Origin of the sequence: Yinghuangia sp. YIM S09857 (assembly GCF_051388915.1) — a bacterium.
Classification (GTDB): Bacteria; Actinomycetota; Actinomycetes; order Streptomycetales; family Streptomycetaceae; genus Yinghuangia.
In genome coordinates this window covers 421,581-444,199 of record NZ_JBPKBH010000003.1, presented here as the reverse complement: position 1 = coordinate 444,199, position 22,619 = coordinate 421,581, and the positions used below count along the sequence as shown (strand labels likewise).

Annotated in this window: 31 protein-coding genes; 4 read left to right on the top strand and 27 right to left on the bottom strand. The window is 70.8% G+C overall.

What is annotated here, in order from left to right:
* Nucleotides 1-34: 34 nt before the first annotated feature.
* Nucleotides 35-616: a class IV adenylate cyclase gene (locus tag ACRX5S_RS08045; RefSeq protein ID WP_436772083.1), complete on the bottom strand. Its 582-nt coding sequence runs from the start codon at nucleotides 614-616 to the stop codon at nucleotides 35-37.
* A 16-nt stretch (nucleotides 617-632) separates the two neighbouring features.
* Complete coding sequence (locus ACRX5S_RS08040) at nucleotides 633-1,466, bottom strand: helix-turn-helix domain-containing protein (protein WP_436772082.1); 834 nt, start codon at nucleotides 1,464-1,466, stop codon at nucleotides 633-635.
* An 89-nt stretch (nucleotides 1,467-1,555) separates the two neighbouring features.
* On the opposite strand from ACRX5S_RS08040, the gene ACRX5S_RS08035 reads away from it, so the two are divergent.
* From ACRX5S_RS08035 to ACRX5S_RS08020, 4 genes are all read left to right on the top strand, one after another.
* Nucleotides 1,556-1,774, top strand: a complete 219-nt coding sequence (locus tag ACRX5S_RS08035; protein ID WP_436772081.1) for a hypothetical protein — start codon at nucleotides 1,556-1,558, stop codon at nucleotides 1,772-1,774.
* Nucleotides 1,775-1,842: 68 nt separating this feature from the next.
* Nucleotides 1,843-2,028: a hypothetical protein gene (locus ACRX5S_RS08030; RefSeq protein WP_436772080.1), complete on the top strand. Its 186-nt coding sequence runs from the start codon at nucleotides 1,843-1,845 to the stop codon at nucleotides 2,026-2,028.
* Between the two features lie 91 nt (nucleotides 2,029-2,119).
* Complete coding sequence (locus tag ACRX5S_RS08025; protein WP_436772079.1) at nucleotides 2,120-2,566, top strand: glycine-rich domain-containing protein; 447 nt, start codon at nucleotides 2,120-2,122, stop codon at nucleotides 2,564-2,566.
* Nucleotides 2,567-2,862: 296 nt separating this feature from the next.
* Entirely contained in the window at nucleotides 2,863-3,519 is a 657-nt protein-coding gene (locus ACRX5S_RS08020) for a class I SAM-dependent methyltransferase (protein ID WP_436772078.1), read from the top strand.
* Between the two features lie 48 nt (nucleotides 3,520-3,567).
* On the opposite strand, the gene ACRX5S_RS08015 is transcribed toward ACRX5S_RS08020, so the two are convergent.
* The 25 genes from ACRX5S_RS08015 to ACRX5S_RS07895 all read right to left on the bottom strand — a co-directional run bounded on the left by ACRX5S_RS08015 (nucleotide 3,568) and on the right by ACRX5S_RS07895 (nucleotide 22,610).
* Nucleotides 3,568-3,891, bottom strand: a complete 324-nt coding sequence (locus ACRX5S_RS08015; RefSeq protein WP_436772077.1) for a hypothetical protein — start codon at nucleotides 3,889-3,891, stop codon at nucleotides 3,568-3,570.
* Complete coding sequence (locus ACRX5S_RS08010; RefSeq protein ID WP_436772076.1) at nucleotides 3,888-4,091, bottom strand: hypothetical protein; 204 nt, start codon at nucleotides 4,089-4,091, stop codon at nucleotides 3,888-3,890. The genes ACRX5S_RS08015 and ACRX5S_RS08010 overlap by 4 nt, the downstream gene beginning before the upstream one ends.
* Before the next feature lie 41 nt (nucleotides 4,092-4,132).
* On the bottom strand, nucleotides 4,133-5,083 hold the full coding sequence (locus ACRX5S_RS08005) for an N-acetylmuramoyl-L-alanine amidase (RefSeq protein WP_436772075.1): 951 nt from the start codon (nucleotides 5,081-5,083) through the stop codon (nucleotides 4,133-4,135).
* Nucleotides 5,084-5,160: 77 nt separating this feature from the next.
* Nucleotides 5,161-5,667, bottom strand: coding sequence for a hypothetical protein (locus tag ACRX5S_RS08000; protein WP_436772074.1), 507 nt, complete (start codon nucleotides 5,665-5,667; stop codon nucleotides 5,161-5,163).
* Nucleotides 5,668-5,676: 9 nt separating this feature from the next.
* Nucleotides 5,677-8,838 carry a hypothetical protein gene (locus tag ACRX5S_RS07995; RefSeq protein WP_436772073.1) on the bottom strand — a complete coding sequence of 1,054 codons (3,162 nt, stop codon included), beginning with the start codon at nucleotides 8,836-8,838 and terminating at the stop codon, nucleotides 5,677-5,679.
* A 25-nt stretch (nucleotides 8,839-8,863) separates the two neighbouring features.
* On the bottom strand, nucleotides 8,864-10,834 hold the full coding sequence (locus ACRX5S_RS07990) for a phage tail tape measure protein (protein WP_436772072.1): 1,971 nt from the start codon (nucleotides 10,832-10,834) through the stop codon (nucleotides 8,864-8,866).
* The gene (locus tag ACRX5S_RS07985) at nucleotides 10,785-11,108 is read right to left on the bottom strand and encodes a phage tail assembly protein T (protein ID WP_436772239.1); all 324 of its coding nucleotides are present in this window, start codon (nucleotides 11,106-11,108) and stop codon (nucleotides 10,785-10,787) included. Before ACRX5S_RS07985 ends, ACRX5S_RS07990 begins: the two co-directional genes overlap by 50 nt.
* Before the next feature lie 38 nt (nucleotides 11,109-11,146).
* On the bottom strand, nucleotides 11,147-11,566 hold the full coding sequence (locus ACRX5S_RS07980; protein WP_436772071.1) for a hypothetical protein: 420 nt from the start codon (nucleotides 11,564-11,566) through the stop codon (nucleotides 11,147-11,149).
* A gap of 16 nt (nucleotides 11,567-11,582) precedes the next feature.
* A complete protein-coding gene (locus ACRX5S_RS07975) occupies nucleotides 11,583-11,996 on the bottom strand; it encodes a phage tail tube protein (protein WP_436772070.1) in 414 nt (137 codons plus the stop codon).
* A gap of 13 nt (nucleotides 11,997-12,009) precedes the next feature.
* Nucleotides 12,010-12,423: a DUF3168 domain-containing protein gene (locus ACRX5S_RS07970; protein ID WP_436772069.1), complete on the bottom strand. Its 414-nt coding sequence runs from the start codon at nucleotides 12,421-12,423 to the stop codon at nucleotides 12,010-12,012.
* The gene (locus ACRX5S_RS07965) at nucleotides 12,420-12,800 is read right to left on the bottom strand and encodes an HK97-gp10 family putative phage morphogenesis protein (RefSeq protein ID WP_436772068.1); all 381 of its coding nucleotides are present in this window, start codon (nucleotides 12,798-12,800) and stop codon (nucleotides 12,420-12,422) included. The genes ACRX5S_RS07970 and ACRX5S_RS07965 overlap by 4 nt, the downstream gene beginning before the upstream one ends.
* A gap of 9 nt (nucleotides 12,801-12,809) precedes the next feature.
* Complete coding sequence (locus ACRX5S_RS07960; RefSeq protein WP_436772067.1) at nucleotides 12,810-12,989, bottom strand: hypothetical protein; 180 nt, start codon at nucleotides 12,987-12,989, stop codon at nucleotides 12,810-12,812.
* Nucleotides 12,986-13,324, bottom strand: coding sequence for a hypothetical protein (locus ACRX5S_RS07955; RefSeq protein ID WP_436772066.1), 339 nt, complete (start codon nucleotides 13,322-13,324; stop codon nucleotides 12,986-12,988). The genes ACRX5S_RS07960 and ACRX5S_RS07955 overlap by 4 nt, the downstream gene beginning before the upstream one ends.
* A gap of 3 nt (nucleotides 13,325-13,327) precedes the next feature.
* Complete coding sequence (locus ACRX5S_RS07950) at nucleotides 13,328-13,663, bottom strand: head-tail adaptor protein (RefSeq protein WP_436772065.1); 336 nt, start codon at nucleotides 13,661-13,663, stop codon at nucleotides 13,328-13,330.
* On the bottom strand, nucleotides 13,660-14,247 hold the full coding sequence (locus ACRX5S_RS07945) for a hypothetical protein (RefSeq protein WP_436772064.1): 588 nt from the start codon (nucleotides 14,245-14,247) through the stop codon (nucleotides 13,660-13,662). The genes ACRX5S_RS07950 and ACRX5S_RS07945 overlap by 4 nt, the downstream gene beginning before the upstream one ends.
* A 3-nt stretch (nucleotides 14,248-14,250) precedes the next feature.
* Entirely contained in the window at nucleotides 14,251-14,580 is a 330-nt protein-coding gene (locus tag ACRX5S_RS07940) for a Rho termination factor N-terminal domain-containing protein (protein WP_436772063.1), read from the bottom strand.
* Nucleotides 14,581-14,607: 27 nt separating this feature from the next.
* Complete coding sequence (locus ACRX5S_RS07935) at nucleotides 14,608-15,006, bottom strand: hypothetical protein (RefSeq protein ID WP_436772062.1); 399 nt, start codon at nucleotides 15,004-15,006, stop codon at nucleotides 14,608-14,610.
* Between the two features lie 40 nt (nucleotides 15,007-15,046).
* Entirely contained in the window at nucleotides 15,047-16,243 is a 1,197-nt protein-coding gene (locus ACRX5S_RS07930) for a phage major capsid protein (protein ID WP_436772061.1), read from the bottom strand.
* A gap of 78 nt (nucleotides 16,244-16,321) precedes the next feature.
* Entirely contained in the window at nucleotides 16,322-17,068 is a 747-nt protein-coding gene (locus tag ACRX5S_RS07925; RefSeq protein WP_436772060.1) for a hypothetical protein, read from the bottom strand.
* A 96-nt stretch (nucleotides 17,069-17,164) separates the two neighbouring features.
* On the bottom strand, nucleotides 17,165-19,189 hold the full coding sequence (locus ACRX5S_RS07920; protein WP_436772059.1) for a phage portal protein: 2,025 nt from the start codon (nucleotides 19,187-19,189) through the stop codon (nucleotides 17,165-17,167).
* Nucleotides 19,189-19,368, bottom strand: coding sequence for a hypothetical protein (locus tag ACRX5S_RS07915; RefSeq protein WP_436772058.1), 180 nt, complete (start codon nucleotides 19,366-19,368; stop codon nucleotides 19,189-19,191). Before ACRX5S_RS07915 ends, ACRX5S_RS07920 begins: the two co-directional genes overlap by 1 nt.
* A gap of 17 nt (nucleotides 19,369-19,385) precedes the next feature.
* Entirely contained in the window at nucleotides 19,386-21,206 is a 1,821-nt protein-coding gene (locus tag ACRX5S_RS07910) for a terminase large subunit (protein WP_436772057.1), read from the bottom strand.
* A gap of 13 nt (nucleotides 21,207-21,219) precedes the next feature.
* Nucleotides 21,220-21,711 carry a phage terminase small subunit P27 family gene (locus tag ACRX5S_RS07905; RefSeq protein ID WP_436772056.1) on the bottom strand — a complete coding sequence of 164 codons (492 nt, stop codon included), beginning with the start codon at nucleotides 21,709-21,711 and terminating at the stop codon, nucleotides 21,220-21,222.
* Between the two features lie 197 nt (nucleotides 21,712-21,908).
* Nucleotides 21,909-22,196: a hypothetical protein gene (locus ACRX5S_RS07900; RefSeq protein WP_436772055.1), complete on the bottom strand. Its 288-nt coding sequence runs from the start codon at nucleotides 22,194-22,196 to the stop codon at nucleotides 21,909-21,911.
* A gap of 18 nt (nucleotides 22,197-22,214) precedes the next feature.
* Nucleotides 22,215-22,610: a holin gene (locus ACRX5S_RS07895; protein WP_436772054.1), complete on the bottom strand. Its 396-nt coding sequence runs from the start codon at nucleotides 22,608-22,610 to the stop codon at nucleotides 22,215-22,217.
* Nucleotides 22,611-22,619 lie beyond the last annotated feature (9 nt).

Sequence of the window (22,619 nt, the reverse complement as noted above, 5' to 3'; positions counted from 1 at the left end):
CGCCCCGGTCCCTTCCCGCCACTGGAAATCGTCCTCACGCGCCCGGAGGACCAGCCGGTGTGGCTGCTCGGCGTGACTTGACGGCGTCGGTGTATAGCTCGTTCGTCAGGTCGGATCCGTCGATGCCGAGGTCCGTCAGCACTGCCCGGACATCGTTGAGCGCGCGGCTCAACTCGGTTTCGTCCTCGACGAGGGTCTCAACCTCGACGAACGTTTCGTCCAGCTCCTTCACGCGTACCAGCGTCGCGAGCATCCGGCGGCCGGCCGCGTCGAACGCGTAGTTCCGGCACCGCTTCTCGAACGCGATGGCGACGACGTACCCGAGACCGAGCAGGACCGCGCGCATGGCGTCCGGGTCGTCGACAACGGTCTCGTGCTCCGGCTTCGACCCCGACGCGTCCAGCCGCGCGCCCTTGTACGTGAGAACGCTGCGGGTGCTGTCCTGCCCGTGGACCGTGCGTACGCGCAACTCCCGGTCCTCACCCATCAGGGCGCCGGCCGCGTCGTCGAAGTAGGTGTCCTGGTAGACCTCGGCGCGGCCCGGACACCGGGCTTCAAGCCGGGACATGACGTCCTCCGGGTCCCGGACCCGCGCTTTCAGCTCGGCTTCGATCACTGGGTTTCCTCCCGCGTCACACGGTGCGTACGGCGTCGCCGACGAGCGCATTGAACATACGCCGAAACCCGCGGTACAGCGGCCCGTATGGGGTCTCCATGACTTTGTACGTCGCCGACTCGTGGCCTTCCCACCCGGCATCGAACGCGGAGACGTACGTCGTCTCGTCGACGCGCACGATCCGCCACGTGGGGATGAGCTGGTACCGGTAGACCTCGATGTCGCAGACGTCCGAGAGTTCCTGCAACCGGAACTCCGCGAGGCGGATGCCGGCGGCGAGACTGTCGGGTGACTCGCCGATCTCCTCAGCTCGCACGGCGACGGCGTCGCAGTCCGGGTCCAGCAGCATCACCCGCACCCGGGCGCGCGGCTTGTCCTCGCGCGTGAGGCAGTTGCGGAGGAGGGAGTCGTTGAGGCCGATCAGCCCGAGTCCGCGGACCGCGAGGACGTCGACCTCGGCGGCCTGCCGGGCCTGCCGCTGGATCTCGCTCGCTGCGGCGGCCTGCGCCGAGTAGACGCGCACCACCTCGGGGAACGCGGCGAGGTCGAATGCGCTCCCGCCCGCGCGGACCCGGGAGTTCGACGCCAGCCCGAGGATGTGCCGGGCATCGTCGGGCATGGTCAAGCCGTCCGCGATGCGCTCGAACACGTCGAGTTCCTTGACGGTACGGCGGCTGTTGATGATCTCGTTCACGCGGCTCTGCGTCATGTCGACCGCGGAGGCGATCCGCTGCTGGCTGTGCCCGCCGTACTGCTGGGCCAGGCGGAAGACCGCGCCGACGTCGCGGGCCTGGAGCGCTAATCGGGCCTCGGGCTTCTGCCATGCCCACTCGGGCAGTTCGATCGCCACGCCAACCCCCAAGACTGAGGAATCCATCTCACCGTGAGATTACCGGGGCGGGATCGAGCGGGCGGCGCAACCGCGAACATCCTGACCGAGTGACCAACACGTCAGGGGACACCACGACCGTGGGGCTGGCCTGCGTCGGTCCGAGCGGCGACCCCGAACTCCCCATCGCCGTCCGGGTCGTCGAGGACGGGCCGACCGAGCACATCAGCCGCGACGACGCATGGCGGCTGTGGCACCAGCTCCAGGCCGAACTGGTCCGCACCCTGCCGTACCCGCCGCCGTACCCGACCACGCGGATCACACCGTGACCCGCCGCCCGCGGGCCGGACGGCCACCCAACCGACCACGCGACCGAACCAGCGCGAGGACAAAGCCAATGATCGGAATGCGGCGCTTCAGGTTCTGGGCCTACCCCGACGGGACCATCGTCGAAATCCCCGTCGACGCGCCCGACACCCGGCCGCCCACCCGCCTCGAAGACGTCCCCGCGACGTGGAACCGCACCAAGACCGCAGGCCCGGCGCCGGTGAACCCGAAAGCCCGCCGACGGACCTGCCCCTAGACGGCCGTGCGAAACGGCTGAACGCACCACCCGGCGCGCCTTGTGCGCCGGTTCGGCACTGCACCATCCGACCACTCGGGAGGACCACGTCATGACCATGACCGACGTGCAAGTGCGCGATCCGAAGGAACTGCTCGGCCACGACCTGTGGGTGCGCACCGTCACCCTGCTCATGCGCGACAAGCCGCACTGGGACCGCGTGATGACCGAACGCGTCCTCGGCCAGGCCGTCGCCTACCTCATCACCTGCTTCGAGACCTGGGACATCGAGCCCGGCCTGGAGATCGGCGCGGGTGAACTCGTCGACGAGGGTGTGCACGCGCTCGTCCTGGACACCGCGAACTACCGCGAGTTCTGCGCGCGGCACTTCGGCGGGCGGTTCCTCGACCACATCCCCGAGATCGACCGCAAGTACGACGGCACCGTCCAGCGGACCGCGGCCATCGTCGAGCAGCACGGGTTCGAGGTCGACTGGCCCCTGTGGGAACGCGACTTCATGAAGTGCTCGCCCTGCCACGGCGGGAGCAAGTGCCACTGATCCCACGGTGACCGAACAGGGCTGGCGGCACCCCTCAGCGGGTGCCGCCAGTTCGTCATGCCTACGCGTTTCCGCAGGTCAGGACACGTTCGGGGGAACCTCGCGGGGATGGCCCNACACCCCCCTCAGGGGCCCCCCCCCAGTTCGTCATGCCTACGCGTTTCCGCAGGTCAGGACACGTTCGGGGGAACCTCGCGGGGATGGCCCTGATCAAGCTCCGCGACGAGTAGCGTGGCCGCCGTCCGGATCCGTAGGGGCCGACGACGCCCCCGTGAATCAGCGAGGTGCACCACCGCATGAGCGCCGCGAACTACTGGGACACGTACTGGCCGAGCCTCGACGAGAGCGACCGGGAAGGGCTGCTGGGGAACGGGTTCTTCTGGACCCAGTGGGACCACCACGGCCCCGGCGAGGAGGTACTCGACCAGCCCGGCAGCGCCCTCGAACTCGGTTGCGGGTTCGGCGTGCACGCCGCGTACCTCGCGATGAAGGGTGTGCAGGTTACCGGCGTCGACCTGTCGCCGGTCCAGTACGAGCGGGCCCGCCGCATGTGGGGCGACGTCCCTGGGCTGCGCTTCGCGCTGGCGGACGTGCGCGACTTCCTCGTCGAGAACGACGAGACGTACGACGCGGTCTTCTCGGTGTGGGCTGCGATGTGGTTCACCAACCCCGCCGAACTGGTCCCTCTCATCCGCGCGCGGCTCAACCCGGGCGGGGTCCTCGCCTTCTCCCAGGCGCCCGCCGTCGACGGCTGCTACGGCGCACAAGGCATGCACGTCAACGGCTTCAAAGGCAAGAAGGGCGGCATCGCCCGCTGGTTCTACACACCCGAGATGTGGGTCGGCATCCTGCGCAGCCACGGCTTCCTCGACGTCGACGCGGATCTGATCGAGGCCCCCGACCCCGATGACTTGGGGACGCTGCTTGTGCGCGCCCGGGTGCCGCTGGCGTGAAACGCGACAATCGCCCCCGCCCGTCCCGGAGGACGAGCGGGGGCGTTGTCATGGGGTGGGGCGTACGGCCTGCTCGACGCGGTCGACCGCATCCCGCAGCGAGGCGCCCGAGTTCGGGCGCAACTCGTGTTTGATCTCCTCGACGGCGGCCTCGGTCGCGGCCTGCCGATACTCGATCGCGGCCAGGCGCTCCAGCACGCCGGGCTGCTCGGGGCGGCCGGGGCGGGCGGGGGTGCCGTGCCAGTCGTCCCAGAACAAATCGAGCCGTCCCACGAGCATCCGTATCGGGCGGCCGACGGTGCGCCAGAGCACGCCGACGATGACCAGCAGGCCCCCGACGATGGCAACCCAGGCGGTCAGTGCGTCGGTCACGGGCGGCCTCGCAGGGCCTGGCCCAGGTCGGCCTTCTTCTTGGGCAGCGTCGCCGCCGAATCGGAGTCGCCGATCTTGCGGGCGGCGGCGGCCTTGAGCGCGACCAGGCCCGCGATGATCGGCCAGGTCCACCCGTCGTCGATCGCCGTCAGTTCGACGATGCCCGCGGCCGCGGCCGCCTGCGCCACAGTCCAACCCACGCGCTCGCCAGCGTCAGCCAGCCAGGCCCGAGACAGCTTCATCATGCCGTCACCCCGAACCTGTGCTTCGCGCCCAGACGGGACAGCGAGGTCTGACCAGGGATGCCGTCGGCGTCCCGGCCGGAGTAGCCGAGGCGGCGCTGCCACGCGGCGTACGCGGCCACCGTGGCCGTGCCGTAGTGGCCGTCCGCGAGGGCCGGGTCGAGCAGACCCTCGGCCGCGAGGGCCCGTTCGACGACGACGACGTCCTTGTAGTTGGACGTCGGGGTGCCCTGCTTCGGAGGGTCCGCTTTCGCGCTGTTGACCATCGCCCGCAGCGACACGACCGGCGGCGCCGACGGGGGCGGTGGCGTGGGCCTGGGCGGCTCCGGCTGCGAGGGCGCAGTGCCGAGGCGCGCGGCGACGTCACGGCGGAACTGGACCATGTCGAACTGGGGGTCCGGCTTCCAGTCCGACCATTCCTTGTGGCCGATGACGGACTGCTCGGTCCAGCCGTGCGCCCGGCAGATCGCCGCGGCCCACCGCACCGCAGCGTCGTACATCTCGGCCGGCCACGCGCCACCCCGGCCGGGGTCCGAGCATTCGAGGCCGTAGAACCTCGCGTTGCCGTCGGCCGCGCCCGGGCTGCCTTCGTGCTTGCGCGGCGCCGGGGGCCGGTCGCCGTAGTCCTCGGCGATCACGGCGTCCAGGACGCGGCCGTCGCCGCCTCCGGCGTGGTTCGCGCGGCCGTGCCCGGTCAGGGTGACCACGCCATCGCGCGCGGCATACGCCTGCGCGCACGGGCCCGGGAGATCCGACCGGCCGGAGATCACGATGCCGCGGTCGGACGGCGGGGTGCCGGCGGTGTGGTGGATCATCACACCGTGCACCGGGCCCCAGGCGCGGCCACCGCCGTTGCGATTGTGGGTGCGCCACCCCGGATGCTCCACCACGGTCAGGCCCTCAGCTCGGAGGGCGGTGAGCATCCGGTCGGCAGTCAGGGGTGTGGCCATGGGGTCCTCCGGGCATGCGTGAGAGCCCCGGCGGGGACGGCCGGGGCTTGGGGGTGGGTGGGCTGCGCGTGGGGTGCCTATAGGGAGCCGCGTACACGACGGATGCTGAGCATCGGCGCCTGGTCGGCGTTGACGAACGTGCCGACCGCGCCGCCGGACGTTTGGTACGCGCACAACTCCACGTAATCGCCGACGGCGAGGTACCAGTCGCGCGGTGCCGACGCAGGCACGGTGATCGTCGATGACGAACCTGCGCTGAAAGCGCCGGACCCGCGGACGTACGTGCCGCCGTTGACGCGGAGCACCATGCCGCGGCCGCCGCCGCCCACCTGGTTGTAGGACACCGATCCCGCCAGCTGGTACACGCCGGCTACCTGGGCGGTGTACCGGGCCGGGGCGCCCGCGCTCCAGCCGCCGTGCGTGTCGATGTCGGCCACGCCGAGCGTGATTGGCGTGAACGTGCTTCCGGCATCGGGGATGAGCTGGGAGCCAGTCTGGCGGCCGACGAAGTCGGGCGGGTTGAGCAGCTCGTCGAGCCTGCTCGCCGTGATGCGCATCCCGGGGAGCCATCGGGTGGTGGCCACGTGTCCTCCTCAGAGTCCGGCGAACGGGGCGTCGGCGAGCCGCAGATCGCTGTCGGCGGCGTGTGCCTTCACGATTCCGTTGACGCTGCGGACGACGGTCATGGTCTGCGGGGACGCCGCGCCGCTGATCGCGGTCACCGTCATCCGCTCGCCGCCGACGTGGATGTCGAACGGCAGGTCGCCGACGAACGCGATGTCATCGACCCAGGCGGTGTCGGCGCCGACTGCCTCGCTGCCGTCCTTGGTGTACCGGAACGTGACCGTGCTCGCGTCGGACACGTCGATCAGCGGGGACTGCGTCCAGCCGATATCGCCGCTCAGCGTCAGGATCTCGACAGCGTCGACAAGCACGCGAAAGTGGTCGAAATCCCGTTCGCTGTCGACCCGGTACCAGAACTGGAGGCTGTAGGCCTCCGCGGGGACGTCGATGATCGCGTCGCTGGTCAGGTCGTCGGTGATCGCGCCCGCCCGCAGCGACCACGACCCGGAGTGCGCCGCACTGGTCGTGCGTACCCACGGCAGGTCGCCGCCGTCGGTGATGGTGATGTCGAGCACCGCGTCCTCGAAGTCCTCGATCACGGTGCCGGAGGCGGTGCCGGTGACCCACGGGCGTCCGGCCGTGGTCGCCGCCAGCAGCGTCGTCGCGGTGTCGGTGACCGCGGCCGCGAGGACGCACCCGTCGGTGTCCGCGTGGCCGTACACCGCGGCGTCGGCGACGGCCGGGAGCCACGGGCTGGCTGGCGTGCAGTTGAAGTAGAGGTGCCACTCGGTGGCGGTCAGGGTTTCCGAGTAGCCCTGCGCCATCAGGTCGGCGTCGCCGGGCGGGAGCCACGGCGGCAGGTCGGTGATGACCAGCCGGTCGCCGGACTCGACCTCGCACGCGTCCTCGACCAGGTGCGGTGCCGCGTGGAGCGCGACGTGCACCACGGGGTACCGCGGTTCGTCCACGGTCCCCAGGTGCACCCGCCACGCGGCGTGGGGTTCGGCCTGGGCGTCCTCGGCGAGGGACCGGGTGACGGACTCGGGGTAGACGCCGACACCGTGGGGCGGCGGCAGCACCGACAGCGGCCCGTCCTCCCGCACCACCCGCCCCGAGGATCCGCCGGCGCGGGTGACGGTGGAGTCGTTGCGGGTGCCCTGGTCGTCGTCCTCCGGCTCCAGCGGCGGCGCGACCTCGCCGCCCTCGGCGTAGCTGAGGGTCAGCCGCGGCGGCTGGTTGTAGAGGGTCTCACGCAGCCTCAGTGCGAGGCCTGTGGTGTTGCGCAGCTCGTGGAGGATGCCGACGTCGGTGTCGGCGCACTCGCCGAGCAGGTCCAGCAGCGTGGACTGGCCCTGCATGCCCATCGGCTCAGACGTGCCCAGGTCGCCGTAGATGGTGAGCGGTACGGCTTCCTCATGGGTGAGGCGCTGCGCGCGTCGGCCGGCGCGTTCGCCGGTCCACGAGTCGATGGCCCCCGCGTACGGGTCGGCCACGAGGAACCCGAAATTCCACACGGACAGATGACCAAGGGCCAAGCCGTCCAGGTCGGCGGCGTAGCCCCCTGCCGGGGAGCCGACACCGACCGGGTAGCCGTTGGTGCCGGCCAGAGTCCCGCTGGCGGTCCCGGCGTTGCCACCGACGTCGGTGAGCACAACCAGCCAGTCGATGTTGCCACCGACCTGCGAGACAAAAAGCTCCAACCGGATCCACTGCTTGTAGAGGTCGGAGCCGGTACCGACGCCGCCGCTGAACAGAATGCTCCCGTCGGCGTCCAGCGCAACGATGTTGAAAGCCGTCCCCGACTGCTGAAGAAGCCATTCGCGGAAGGTGCCGGACCCGACACGAACACGGAGCAATGTCGCCAGCGACGGCTTGATTTCCTCGGCCCGATACACGCACTGCACCGACCACGCTGTGGGCACCGGGGTCGGTGCGCCGGGGACCGGCGCCCAGAACTCGCACAGCGCGCCGTCTGCGGATGCGACCGCAGGCAGCGGACCAGACGAGGGCAGGCTGCTGACCGCGCCCCACTGAAAACCCGTCGCGGTCATCGCGTCGACGCCCGGGATCGGCGAGTAGGCCCGCGTGGTCTCGGTGCCGTCCTCCATCGGCCAGTACGCCTGCGGCCCCGCCGGAGGGAGCTGCCTGCGCAGTGCGGACGACAGTGCGCGGGCGCCCTGCCCGTACCGCCGCAGGACCCCCGCCGCCTGGATCGGAACGTAGACATCGGCGCCGGAGACGTCCCATCTCGCCGGCCAACTCGGGACCTCGCCGACGAACCGGATCTGGTGCTTGGTGATTTTGGCTTGCCCGGTCATCGTCCACGTGCGGCCTGCGCCGTCCACGAAGCCGGTCGCTCCGACGCTCTGCGCGGTGAAGTCCGGGTTCGCCACGACGGTGCCGTCGATGCCGTCGCGGACCTCGGCGGCGTAGATCCTGCCCTCGCTGGAGGTCACGCTGACGCTGTTCACGAAGGTCCGGCCGACGGCCAGGGGGACGGGCGGGTCGAAGATCGCCGTGGTCCCGGCCTCGACCACGGGAGGCCCGAGCATGGTCCACGGTCCGGACATGGTCTCGGCGGTGTAGAAGGTGGTCGTGCGTCCGCCCGCGCCGTTGTCGACGTCCAGGGTGACCCTGAACGCCATCCGGCCGGATGCCGGGAAGTGCATCGGCCCGGCCGGGTTCGCGGTCTCCAGGGTCGTGCCGTCCGCGCTCCACTGCAAGCCCAGGAATCCCGCGTTGTCGAGGTAGAGCCGCCACCCGAACTGGACCGCTCCTGGGGTCGAGTCCCAGCGGCCCATCAGCACATACACCAGACCGGGAGGCGCGACCCAGTTGTCCAGCGAGAGGTCGATGCTGACGTCCAGGTCGCCGGTGATGTCGATCGCGGGCGACGACGGGACCTGTGCGCTCCCGCCGTCGACCCGCAGGTGCGGTGTCGTTCCGGCGGCGGTCACCCTGACCGGCGTGTTCCGGCCGATCAGCCCGTACAGCGGCGACATGGGGTTCCGCGGCGAGTACGTGCCGTGCCGATTGTTGAGGACGAACGAGCACCGGCCGGGGTCGACGCGCGCGCCTTCGTCGCTGCGGCCGCGGGTGATGGTGAGCGGCGCGCGCGTGTAGAAGTCGCTCGTGATGTCGGTCCACACGCCGCCGATCTTCAGTTCGACGTGCGGGTCGGGGCGGGCCATGCGCGTGTCCTCTCCGGACGGGGGGTCATCTGCCGAGGGCGGTCTGCACGTCGCCGCGGCCCTGGACGCGGACCCAACGGCGGACCATCCGCACCAGGTCGGCGTCGCTGCCGGTGACGTCGAGGACGATCCGCTGGGGCGCGGCGCCGCCGGCCGGGCCGCGGACTGCCCCGGCGACGGACCGCATCATCGAGTCGAGGCGGTCGAGCGGGATCACCGCCTCGGACTGGCTGCCCTCGCCGACCACCGCGAGCATCCCGCCGGGAGTCGCCGGGATGATGCCGCCCTGCGCCAAGTACGGCAAGTCCGGCGTGTGCAGGGTGAAGGACGGGACCTTCACCCCCATGAAACTTCCGCCGCCGACCGTGAACGAGAGGTTGTTCCAGCCGCTGATCACGCCGTTGACCGCGGACCGGAATCCGTCCGGGATCGCGTTCCACATGCCCTTCGCGCCCTCGGCGATCTTGCCTGGCCACGACGCGACGTCGCGGGCGATCCCGGAGAACCAGCCGCCGACTTTCCCGGGGATGGCCGCGAGTTCGTCCACCCGCTTCTTGATCCAGTCGACTCCGGCGCCGATCGCGTCACCGGTCGCGTCCCACGCGGTGGTCACCCAGCCGGTGATCGCCGACCACGTCTCCTGGGCAGCGTTCTTGATCCAGTTCCACGTCGGGGCAAGGACCGTGTCCTTGATCCAGTTCCAGACCCGGGTCGTCGCCGCGGCGACTTCGTCCCACTTGATGATGATCAGCGCGATGGCGGCGACCAGCGCGACGATCCCGAGGATGATCCACGTGATCGGCGAGGCGGACATCGCGAGGTTGACCGCCCACACCGCGGCCGCGGTGATGCCGAGCACCGCGGCCAGCCCGCCGACGATCGGGATGGCGGCCTTGATCAGGCCGGGGTGCTCGGACATGAACGCGCTGAGCTTGTTGACGACCGGCAGCAGGGACTCGCCGATGGTGGTGGTGATGGTCCGCATCGCCGCGTCGTACTGCTGGGCGGGGGACTTCTCCATCGACTCGGTGATCTTCGCCGCGGCGCCCGCCGCCTTGTCCATCCCGGTCGCCGCGCCCGCACCCTCGGCGCCGATCGTCAGCAGAGAGATACCGAGGTCCTCACCGGGGCCCCCGAAAAGCGCGGCCTGGATCATGGTGCGCTCGGTCGCGTCCTCGACCCCGAGGAGCGCCTGCGTGATCGTGTCGAAGGCTTTCGTGCCCTGGCCGGTGTTGACCATTTTCTGGATGTCGCTGACCTTCAGGCCGAGGTCTTCCAGCGGCTCCTTGACCGCGTCGGTGTCCGCGATCCGCAGCGTGAACTCCTTGACCGCGTCTCCGAGTTTGTCCAGCTCGAACGTCGGCTGTTGCGCGGCCTGGACCATGATCCCGAACGCGTCCTCGGCGCTGAACCCCATTTGCGCGAAGAACTCCGTGTACTCCTTCATCAGTACCGGGAGTTCCTCGGCCATGGCCGGCGGCAGCTTCTGCGCGGCAGCCGTCATTAGGTCGAACCCCTCTTCGGCCGATGAGACCAGGCCGACCTTGAGGAGACCGCCGATCGCCTGCGTCGACTCGGCCACGTCGAACTTGAAGACCTTCGACAGCGCCATCGCGCTCTTGGTCATCTGCTCCAGCTCGGCATCGGAGGTGTCCCCGAGCTGGCCGAAGTTCGCGATGACCGCGCCCAGAGACTCCGAGACCTCGGCCGCCGATTCCCCCCACCCCGCGGCGAAGGTGTCGGACGCGACGCCGCCGACCCGCTCGGCCTCCTCCGCGGTGAGGCCGAGTTGGTATTCGAGCTGGCTCGTGGCCGAGCTGATGTCCATGGCGGCGCCCAGGCCGGACACGAACAGCGCGCCGACCGCGCCGCCCGCGGCCGCCGCGGCAATGCCTTTGAGGCTGCTCTCCGCCTGGTTCGCGGCGTCCTGGGTGCCCTCGGTCAGGTCATCGGTCTTGACGCCGATGGCGACCAGGATGTCGTCGATGGTGCCCACTGCGACCCCCTGCGTCGTCGGCCTGGCCGTGCGTGTGCTTGGTCTTGTCGGCCCCGCCCAGCGCCTTGTTCATCGTCTTGACGGTGGCGAGCATCGATTCCCAGTCCTGCGGCGCGCGGTCCCACTTGGGGACGAAGTCCTGGCCGCGGGCCTTGCGGCCCTTCTTGCCGCGCAGTGCGTTGACGACCGCTGCGGTCTGGATGCCGTGCAGGACGTCGCCGCGTTCGGGACCGAGCGGGCCGGTGATCTGCTCGTACGCGATCCACTCCGTCAGCTCCTCCGAGCTGATGCGGGCGAGCAGTTCGGCGACGGTCAGTCCGAGGTGGGCGGCGAGTCGGAAGTAGAACCTTCGTTCTGGCCGCGCTCGGAGTTTCCCGCCTTCGCCCCCGCCGCGTCCTCGCTGATTCCCGACAGGACTTTGGCCTTGTCGTACAGGCGGTCGATGACGGCGCCGGACTTGTTGCCGACGTCCTTGGTTTCCTCGTCGGTGTAGATGCGCTCGAAGTCCTCGTCCACGAGGCACTTCACGAGCAGCTTGGCGCGGATGTCCTTCAGGTTCCGGCCGATCGGATTGCCCTTCGGGCCGAGCCGGATGAACGAGGCCTCGTAGGCGTCGCGCTCGGTTCCGGTCAGACCGAGCAGCCGGACCTCGCCGCCCCATTCGGGAACGGGGACGTCTTCCCATTTCCGGTCGTCGGCGGAGTTGATCTGGTCTTTGCCGAGCAGTGCCATGCGTGGGGTCTCCGGTTCAGGCGAGGGTGGGCGGGCCGGTGACCTTGAAGGTCAACGACGCGGTGAGCTTGTCGTCGTACGGGGCGTCCGGCTCGAAGCCGGTCATGATCCCGCCGAACGTCCACGTGGTGGTCCCCGGGTCGGGGAACGCGATGCGGTAGTTCCTGGGCTCGTCATCGCCGAAGTCGGCGATGAGCACGTCGTGTTCGGCCGGGTCGTAGTTGACGTCGACCGTCACCTCGCCGGGGTCCTTGAGCCCACCGAGGAACTGCATCCAGCCGTCCGGACTGTCGTGGGCGGTGACGTCGATCGTCTCCCTCGACAGGCCGGGGCCGGACACGTTGGTCACGTTCGCGAGGGCGGTGAAGACCTCCGGGCCCGCACCGTCGCCGCGCAGGAACTGGGTGCCGAATCCGTCGAGACCGCTCATCGGTCTGCCTCCTTCAGGGTTGTTCGGTGACGACGCGGACCCGGGTGATGCCGTGGCGCAGGTCGCCGGGCGGCTCGGGGTCGGTGATCATCTGCGTGTCCTCGTGCCGGGTCGCGATGTGGTCGAACCCGTCGAGGATGAGTGGCTGGTGGTCGAGCAGCCGGATGAGGTGGTCGTTGATGTCGCGGGCTTGGGCGTAGCCGCGGTACTTCGACCAGATGTGCAGGGTCAGTACGGTCTGCCGGCCGAACCCGCCGTGCCGGTTGTCCGGCGTCTCGATCGCCTCGCCGAGGTTGAGGAACGGGTACGGCGCGTCCTCGGGCAGGTAGTCGTAGACGCCGGTGACCACATCCATCAGCTCGGCGTCGCCGGTCAGCCGCGCGAACACGGCGCGCTGAATCGCCGCGAGCGGGCTGCGCGCGGTCATCTGCTGCGCCTCAGCGCGTCGCGGACCTCATCGCTGATCCGCTCGCTGACCTTGCTGCGCTCGGCCTCCAGCGCCGGTACCAGCGCGGGTTGCGCGGGAGAGCGGCGCGTCCCGAACTCCTGGAAGCGTGCGTAGTAGTGGGCGTCCTCGGGCCATCCCACGCGCGCGGTCAAGCCCTCGTCCTCCAGCTCGATCCGCACGCCGGAGCGCAGTGCCCCGGAGTCGACGCGGACGCGCCGCTTGGTGTCGTCCCGGACCGCCTCGGCCGACAGGCGGATCGCGCGCTTGAGCGCTTCGAGGACGTCCTCGGGCAGCTCCTCCAGCCGCTTGCGCAGGGCGCGGACGTCGACTGTGACCACCACACCGGACCGGGCCATGCGCCTACCTCACTTCCTGGTCAGCCCTCGCAACTGGATGCGCAGCGCGTGGAGTTCGCCGACGGCGGCGAGCAGCGCCCACGCGATTGCTGCGCCGGTGTCCGCCGGTTCTTGCAGCAGGGCCTCGGCGCGCTGCCGGCAGTCGAGCGGTTCCGTCGGTAGCGGCGACCGCGGCGCGTCGGCGCTCACGTGCCGAGCTCGATCACGGCGACGGTCACCGAGGTGACACCGGAGTAGGTGATCGCCGCGCGGCCGTTCGCGCCCGCGAGGACCCGCGGCAGCGGGATCAGGCCGTGGTCGCCCGCGGCCAGGACCAGGGCTGGGTTCTCGATGTCGAGGCCGGACACGGTGCCCGGGGTGGCCACGGTGACGGTCACCTCGGCGCCGCCGCCGTTGAGCACCCACAGGAACCGATTGGGGCCGACGGGCGCGGTGTCGCCGCCGCCCGCCGCGGCGACCGCGGCGCCCGCGAGGTCCGGCAGCCCCCCGTCCAGCGGCGCCGCGGTCAGGGTCAGAGCAGCCATGAGTCAGGTCCCTTCGGGTTGGATGAGCTGGCACTCGGCCTTGCGGTACCGGGTCGAGGACGGCTCGACGACGGACAGCACCCGGTAGACCTGCGGCCGCATCGGGTCGCGCAGCTCGTCACCTCGGCGCACGTCCGCGGTCGGCATCACGTACACGCTGTGCGTGAGTTCGGCCCCGGCCTGCTGCGCGAGCATCCGCTCCGACGGCGTCGGCTGGTCGACCTTCGCGCGCACCAGGTCCGGCTGCCGCACGTAGGTGACGGACTGCCCGCCGGCGCCGTCCGGTGTCGTGGTCGGCCGCCACACCGCCAGGTGCCTGTTGAGCCAGTGCGCGATCATGTGCGCGCCCGGTACAGGCCGAGGGTCTTCTTGTCGGCGTCGGACAGCTCCATGCCCAGCGTCTCCGCGGCGTACGACTTGCTGTGGTCGCCGAGGCTTTCCGCGGTGAGGCCTTCCGGGTTGCCCCACCCGGCGGCGGCGAGCCGCAGCTCGATCCGCTTGATGCCGTTGGGGATGGTGGTGTACCCGGCGGTGACGACCGCTTCGACGACCTGGTCGCCGTCCGGCCAGTCCGCGCCGACGCGGGTGAGGATCCCCGACGCCGACCACGTGTAGTCCCGGTCGCGCCCGAACTCCAAGAGCTGGTCGTCGTCGAGCAGGGTCACCGAGGCGACCGCGGCCACGGGCCACCGCGGCAGCAGCAGCCGCCGCGAGCCGTTGCGGCCGTTGCGCTCGCGGTCGCTGCGCGTCGGCCCGTCCAACACGACGGTGTCGGTGGCCAGTTCGAGGGACTGGCCGGTGGCGTCCTCGATCACGCCTCCGGCGAGGTCGAGCAGCAGCGAGGCCTCGGCCTCTTCGTCGTCGACATAGGGACGGCCGAGCCGCAGGAAGTTCCGCAGCTCGGCCGTGGTGGCGTACGTCACCGGTCACCCCTCCGGCGGTGAGGCCGCCTCGGCGTCGGCGGCGAGCAGGGCGGCGACCAGGTCCGCCTTCTTCCCGTCCGGCGGCAGCGAGATGTCGCGCTCGTCCGCGTAGTCCTTGAGCTGCGGGATGGTCATCTTCCCCAGCTCGGCGACGCGGGCCGCTACCTCGGGGTCGTCGACGTCGACCGACAGCGGCCGCGGCCGCGGCGCACGCTCGGCGTCGACCGCGACGGCGAACCCGCCGGCGATCAGGGCGGCGGCCTCGTCGTCGTCGAACTCCGCGACGGCGCCGGCCTGAACGACACGGTCCGGACCGGCGTACAGGGTGAGCATGCGCAGGTTCCTCATGTGCGGCGCCCCCTACTTCGGGGCCACGCGCGGGGAGCCGCGCAGGACCAGTGCGGAGCACGGCAGGTTCGGGGTGGTCCCGGTCGGCGTCTTGACGATGACGCGCAAATACCGCTTGCGGCCGCGGTACCCAACCTCGAAGAGGCCTTCGTCGTTGGCGGTGGTCACGGTCGGCTCGGCGCCGTCGAGGTCGGCGTCGGCCACCGCGGTGTAGCCGGAGCCGAACGTGTCGGACTCCTGCACCTCGAACTCGAACGAGGGCGTGGTGCCGGTGGCGGTGCCCGCTTCGATGACCACGGCGGCGCTGGAGTAGTTGGCGAGGTCCACACCCACGCCGTCCGCGGCCGCGGTGCGGGCCGCCGGGGCGAGGGAGGGGACCGGGCTGATGTTGTTCTTCAGGTCGCGGCTCATCGCCGGGACTCCTCTCGGTAGGTCGGGCGTGGGCCGGGGGTCAGGACGCGGCGCACTTGAGGCGGACGAAGGCCTCGGGCAGGACGGGCTGTCCGTCGACCTCCTGGCGGCCGATGAAGCCGACCTGGTTGCTGGTGGCGTACAGCTCGACCAGCCGCTGGATCTCCAGGCTCAAGGCCTCGGCGATCCAGTAGTGGGAGAAGTCGCCGACCATGCCGCAGTACAGGCCGTCGGTGAACGTGTTCGGCACGAACTCGCTGGACACGTACGGCAGGTTGAGGATGGTGTCCGGACGGTCGGCGGCCAGGCCGGGCTGCCACACGTACTGCTCGTCCGTGGTGGTCTTCAGCTTCCGGACGATCTTCAGCGCGTCGCGGTGGAACAGCCAGCGGGCGTTGCGCAGGTAGGCGTCCTTCAGGGTGTACTTCGCGTTGATCAGTCCGTCGCCGGTGATCCCCGTCGCCGACAGCGTCGCCACGTCGCGGCTGGCCGGTACCCCGTCGGCGGAGGCGACGAACAGCCCCAGCGGCTTCTTGTTGCCGTCGCCGGTCATGAACGCCTTCTCCTGGGTGACCGCGAACTTGTAGGCCAGGCGCGCGCGGACCAGGTTCTCGGCGCCGTTGTTCGTCAGGCGCAGGAGCTTGCGCGAGACGCGGACCTGCTTCGCGAACGGGTTGGGCGACAGCTCGCGCTTGCCGAGGCGCAGCGCGTCGTCCTGCGACCCGGTGGCGATCTCGGTCGTCCACTCGGCGTCGTTCAGGTCGGTGTCCAGCGTCGGCACGCCGAGCGAGTCGGCGGCGGTCAGCTGGTGCACGGTGGCCAGGTCGCGCAGCGGCACCGCGTCGTCGACCGCCTGGATCAGCTGGTTGATCCACTGCACCGGCGGTACCAGGTAGCCGCCCTCCGGGTCGTTCCCGGCGTTGAGCGCCCGGACCTGCTCGGCGGTGAGCGAACCGCGGCCGCCGATGACGTACGCGCGCAGCGCCGCCATCTCCCGGCTCAGCTCGCTGTTCGGCTTGTCGTCGACGTCGCCGACGGTCTCGCGTTCGTCGTCGAGCAGCCGCTCGGCGCGGTCGATGCTCGCGTCGACCTGGTCGCGTTCGTCCATCAGCGCGTCGAACCGGGTGGCTTCCTCGGCGTTCATGGTGCGGCCCGCCGCCTGGGCGTCCTCCATGATCGCCTTGGCGTCGGCGCCGAGCTTGGTGCGCTTGGCCTTCAGCTCGCGGATCATCGGCATCGGGGTACCCCTTCAGGTGTGGATGTGCCGCCCTCGGGGGCGGAAGCGTGGATGCGGGGGGGCGGTGCGGGTTTCGGCCTACAGGCCCGCGGCGGCGAGGCGCTTCTGCCGCGCGTCGTGCGCGCGGGCGTCGTCGTCCTGGTCGTCGTCCTGGTCGCCGTCGTCGTCGGTTCCGCCGGCGGCGTCGATGAGTTCGGTCAGGGCGTCCCGGGCGGCGAGGACGAGGGCCTTGTTCTTCTTGGACAGCACCGCGCCCGCACGGTCGACCGTGACGTCGAGGCCGGCGGCGTTGCGGCGCAGGACCGCGGCGAGCAGGGCGGGGTCGATGTCGCCGCTGATGTCGAGTCGGGACACGATCCGGTCGACGGCGCGGCCGGATTCCACAACGGCGTTGGGGTCCATCGGCAGCGGGACCGCGGACACCTCGAAGAGTTCCCAGCCCTCGGGAGTGCCGGAGTCGTCGAGGTTCCACACGTCGAAGCCGATGCTGAAGGCGTTCATCATCTTCTTGCGGTACTTGCGTTCGACCTTGCGCGCGAACTCGTCCTCCTGGTCGAAGACGATGTCCATCTTCAAGGCCTCGCCGTCGATCCACGTCTGGTCGGCGCGGCCGATCGGCAGGCCGTCGCGGCCCCAGTACGAATGCCCGTACCCGACCACGGGGTTGGACTGGAAGCGGCCGAGGTCGGCGCCCTTCATCGTCAGGTTCAGGCCGTCGCCTTTGCGGCCCTCGGTCGCCGCGACGATCGTCAGCGGCTTGCCGTCCGCGTCGTCGCCGTCGTCGGCGCGCTGGACGTAGCCGCGCACGTAGTGCCGGGCTTTCATCGTTCCCTCCCGGGGAGTCGTATCTGCCGGTCACGCGGCGACCCGTGCTGCCGCGGCGGGGGCGTCGCGGACGCCGCGCGGTCTTCGGTCGGCTCGTCAGTCGGCAGCAACGGGCACGACCTGGCAGTCGCAGCCAACGTGCAACGGCGGATGAAAGGTGTTGCGTTTCGCGGCCAACTTCTCGCCCTCGGCGTCGCCGTCGATCTCCGCGCCCTTGGCGACGAACGGCTTCTCAATGCCGACGGTCCGGCCGTCGAGCTTCTTGCAGTACGGGCAGTCCTTCGAGCCCTGCGTGACCCACCGCAGCTCTCGGATCCCCGCGTCTTTCCACGCCTCGCGCGCGGCCGCGTTCGAGAGCTGCTTGGACTCCCACCGCGCGGTCTGCTCGGGCCGCTCGGCCTGCCACTTGTCCAGGCGCGCGAGGACATCGGCGACCGCGGTGTCGACGTCGTCCGCGGCCTCGGCAGCCTTGCGCAGTTGCCCGAAGCTCGACGACACCCGGTAGGCCACGTGCGAGGCGACGTACGCCGCGGCCCACACCGACAGGTCGACGTCGTCCTCATGGCCGACTTCGGCGGCCGCCTCCTCTCCGACGTCGGCGGCGAACTCGGTAAACAACGGCAGCCACAGCGCGGACATCGCCGCGGCGATCGGGCCGCCCTCGGCGTACAGCGCGCGCAGCGCCGCGAGGAACCCGAGCACCGACCGGCCCGCCCGGGCGGGTTCGAGGTGCTGGTCGACCAGCGCCTTGACCTCGGCCGCTTCCAGCGCGGCGACCTCGGCGTCGACGTCGGCGATCTTCGGGGCGTACGTGTCGGCGATCGCGCGGCGGACCGCGGCGCCGCGGCCGCGCAGCAGCCGCGCGTGCCGGCGCGCGGTCCGGGTGTCCTCCTCGGGGGCGCCGCCGCCGGCGGGCACCATGTTGAGCGGCACCAGGTAGGTGTCGCCGCCCGCGATCGGATTGCGGTTCTCCATCTCGCGGATGTCGTTCGCGGACAGCCAGCCCCACTGCCGTCCGACGGCGTAGGCCTGGTACCGGCTCAGGGTGTCGCCGCGTAGCAGCGCGTCGACCAGGTGCTCGGCGAAGTACCGGCTGCGTTCCTCCGGCAGGAGCAGTTGGGTGAGGATCGCCTGTTCCCACCGCATCAGCCACGACCCCAACGCCGAGGTGATGTAGTCGAGTTGCTGCTGTTCGATGTTGGAGAACGTGGCGCGTTCCAGGTCGCCGATCTTGTGGGGCGGCAGCCGCAGCCACCGCGCCATCTCGGTCACCTGCAACTTGCGGGTTTCCAGGAACTGCGCGCTGTCGTTGGGGATGCCGACCTGCTGCCAGGTCACGCCCTCCTCCAGGATCGCGACGCGGTGCGCGCGGTCGATCCCGCGGTGGATGTTCTCCCAGTCGTCCGCCATCCGCCGCCGCGCGTCGGGCGACAGGTTCCCCGGGTGCGACAGGGCGCCGCCCGGCGCCGACCCGTTGCTGAAGTGCTTGGCGCCGTAATGCTCGGTCGCCAGGCCCAGTCCGATGGCGTTGGCCGCGAGGTCGACGACCGGGTACCCGCGGACCCCGTCGAACCCGAGGCCGGCGATGTGCAGCACCTCGGTGGCGTGCAGCCGCGCGAGGACTCCGTTGACCTGGTCGTCGTAGACGAACCACTTGTCCACCTGGCCGGCGCGGCCGGTGGGCCGGGTGTAGATGCACAGCCGGTCCGGGCGCAGCGGCCAGATCTCCTCGATCACGCCGGTGCGCGGGTGGGTGACCAGCGCCGCGACGCCGTCGCCCCAGGATGTGGCGTGGCTCTGGAGCGTCTCGCGCAGCTGCATCGACGTCATCATCGGGTTGGGCTGGTCGTGCAGCAGCGCGTACAGCGGATGCTCGGTCGCGCGCCGTTTGCCGCGCGCCAGGCGCTCGTACAGGAACAGCGGCAACGAGCCGAGGTCTTCGGCGATCACGCGCATGCCCGCGAAGAAGGGCGAGTACATCAGCGCCGTTTCGGGCGAGACGTGGATGCCCGAGCTGTTGCCGATGCTGCCGCCGTTGATCCAGTCGACGACCCACTGCTCCGGTGTCGCGATGTCGGACAGCGGCCCGAGGCCGCGGGCGGCGGAGCGGATGAACCCCATCAGCTACCGCCGCCCTTCGAGGCCTTCGGTGCGGCGCGTTCGGCGAGCAGGCCGCCGCCGATTCCGCCGGCGAGCAGCAGCACCCCGGCGGCGGTCACCCCGAGCCACGGCGCGAACAGCCCCAGCCCGACGCCGATCAGCACGATGCCGACCACGGCCAGCACATCCCACCGGTCCACGCCGGACCCTCCTTGTGTCACAGGGCCATGCCCTGGGTCTCGTAGATCGACGGTTTCGGCAGCCCGCGCATACGGCCGTCGATCGCGAACAACTGCGCGGGCAGGCCGTCGATGCGTTTGAACGTCTTGTCCCGGTCGGGCTTCACGGGGCGCATGCGGTCCGGGTCGTCACGGGGCCGCTTGCACTCGATGTTGTCCGCCATCCATCGCGCGACCGGGTTGCCGAAGTGCTCCATCTCGGTGCCCTTGAGCTGCCGCATCAGCTCGGCCATCGGCCCGGTCATCCGCGCGAAGGTGGTGTTGGACTCCACCATCTTCAGGCGGGTGCGCTTCTCGATCTCCTGCCGGACCGGCTCACCGCACCACTTGTCGTAGGTGACGTCGATGATCCGGAACCGGCCGTGGTCGACCTCGACGTCGCCGTAGATGCGGTCGTAGTCGATCGTGTCGCCCTCGGTCTCGGTAATCCACCCGTCCTGCACCCAACGCGTGTACGCGCCGTTCGTCGGCCCGTCCAGCAGCTCGGTTACCGACTCCGGCGCCCAGAACCGCCACAGCACCTCGCCGCCGGGGAAGGTCAACGACCACGCCGTCAGGTCCAACTTCGAGGACAGGTCCAGGCCGCCCCAGCACTGCTGCCCGATCAGCCGCTCGGCGGCCCACTCCGGAGTCGGCGCGATCTCGCGGCAGTTCGCGTCCCACAGGTCCATCGGGATCCAGCGCGTCACCTGGCTCACGCGCTGGTTCAGACGGAACTGCCTGAACGCGTTCTCCAGCTTCGGAGACCGGCGGGCCTCCTCCGCCTCCTCACGCAGCGCCTGAAGGGACAGGAAGCTGCCGAGCGCGGGGTTGGACCAGGACCAGTTGCGTTCGTCCCACGGGTCGAGGGAGATCGGCAGGTCCCGGCGGCCGGGGAACAGCCGGTGCAACTGGTCGAGTTCGTCGCGTGTGCGCGGTGTCTTGCGCACGAATGCGAAGTGGTGCGCGGCGCGGTCGGGCTGCGCCTGGACGCGGTCGGCCTCGTCGATGAAGTCGGCCCCGAAGCTGGTGCCGTCCTTCGTCTCGGTGGTGATCGCGATCATCAGCGGCTGGCACCGTGCGCCGGCCGCGGTGCGCATCGCCTCCCACAGCGACCCGTCCGGCTGGGACAGGACCTCGTCGAGGATGAAGCAGTGCGGGTTGTGGCCGAGCTCGACGTCGGCGTCCGCCGGGATGACCTCGTAGTGCGACCCGGTCTTCTCATCGATGAGCCGCCGCGTCGCCTTGTTGTGCAGCAGCCGCTTGGCCAGCACCGGCGAGCGGCGGACCATCTTGGTCGCGGGCTCGAAGACCTTCCCGGCCTGGCGGGTGTTCGCCGCCGCGCCGTACACCTCGGCCGACTGCTCGTCGTCGCCGACCAGCATGTAGAGCGCGATCCCCGACAGGAGCGCGGACTTGCCGTTCTTGCGCGCCATGACGATCGTGGCGCGGGTGTACCGGCGCACGTACCGGCGCCACTGGCGGCTGTAGACGACCTCGCCGAACAGCGGCCGCAGGATCTCGTGTTCCTGCCAGGCCCCCGGCTCGAAGCGGGTACCGGCGAACGCGCCGGCCGGGTGCACCAGCAGCTCGCGGAAGAACGCGACGACCTTGTCCGCGCGCGGTTCGCAGTAGTGCGCCCCGCGGCGCAGGCACGTCTTCCCGTCCAGGGTGTACCCGCACACCCCGCCCGCGCGGCTGCTCGGCCGCCACCGCTTGTGGTGGTTGACCACCGGCGAGCGGCGCCGCGACGGCGGCCTCCTCGGGGTCGCCGTGCGCGGCGACTTCGCGGCGGGGCGGGTGGTGGTGCGCGCGGCCATCGTCCCCTCCCGGTCAGGACAGCAGCCGCTCCGCCCCGCCCGGCGCCTCGGCCCCGCCGATCTTCAGCTGTCCGCGGTCGGAGGGGGTGAGGCCGAACCGCGCGGCGTAGCGCTGCACTTGCGCGTCCGCGCCGTCGAGGACCAGGAGCCACGGGTTCTTCCCGAGGCGGTGCCCGGTGATCTCGCCGTTCTTGTTGAACACCGGGTGCTCGACGACCTCGCCCTCAGCGGCCAGGCGCTCGGCCGCCCGGGCGCGGCGCGCGACGGCGTCGCACCACGCCGCGTAAGCCTCGACGTCCCACGCCGTCAGGACGCCGCGGTCGACCAGGTCGTCGGCGAGGATGTGCCACACCTCGACCGCGGTCTCGGACAGCCAGGCCGGCGGCGCGATGTCGCCCTCGGTGGGCTGCGGTTCCTCGCGGTTGACGCGGCCCGGGTTCTTCTTGTCGACGCCGTGCAGCAGCTTGAGCGCCGTCGGCGCCGGCGCCGTTCCGCGCTTCCCCACCGTGCACCTCCGATTCGTCGCAAACCGTCACACAGCGTGGCCAAAAGGCCCTGGTACGGCGGATCCGAAAACTCGTGGACGCGATGCTGGGCTCCCCCCCGCGTTCCGACGTCCCCCGATGCCAGAAATCTGACCCGCCCTCCCCGTCACGCTGAGCGAGCGAAGGAAGATCGAATTCTCGTTCGCGGAAGCGGATGTCACGGAACGCGAGGCGGCCAGCACCACGAGCCGGGCGGGATCTCCTGGCCGGGCTGGTGCTCGCGCGGCTCCCCGAGCGGCACGTTGAACTCGGGGAACCCGCCCGAGGCGCCGGGGGTGAACACCCACAGGTGCACGTGCTCGTCGGAGTCGAGGGCGGGTACGTCGCCGCAGGCGATGCCCTCGGGGGTGACGCTGTCGACCGTGCCGGTGACGATGGCGGGGCGCATGGCCAGGCGCCCCTGCTTGCCGCGGTAGTGGACGATCCGCCCCAGGGTGGGCTTCATCGGTGTGGTCCTCTCGGGTCAGAACGGGGGAGGCTCGGCGTGCCAGCCTCCTGGCTGTTCGCGTGCGGTGTGCTTGCTGTGGCACTGGGGGCACAGGCCTCGGCCGTAGTTGGGGTGGTTGTCGTCCATCCCCCGTGCGATCAACTCCCGCTTGGACAGCGGCCAGTGGTCGGCGTGTTGGGAGGTGCGGCCGCATGGTGCGTCGTGTCCGTGGTCGGTGTCCTCACACACGCACGTCGGGTGCTTGGCCAACACGCCCACCCGGAAGCGGCGTTCGTGCTCTGGGCCGTATCCCTGCGCGGCGGCCGAGGGGCGCGGCCGCGGTGTGGCGCAGCGGGCGCACTTGGCGGTGCCTGGCTCGGGGTCGCGCGGACAGGCTGGGGTGGTGCAGCGTCTGGGCGCACGCGTGGGCATGGCGTCCCC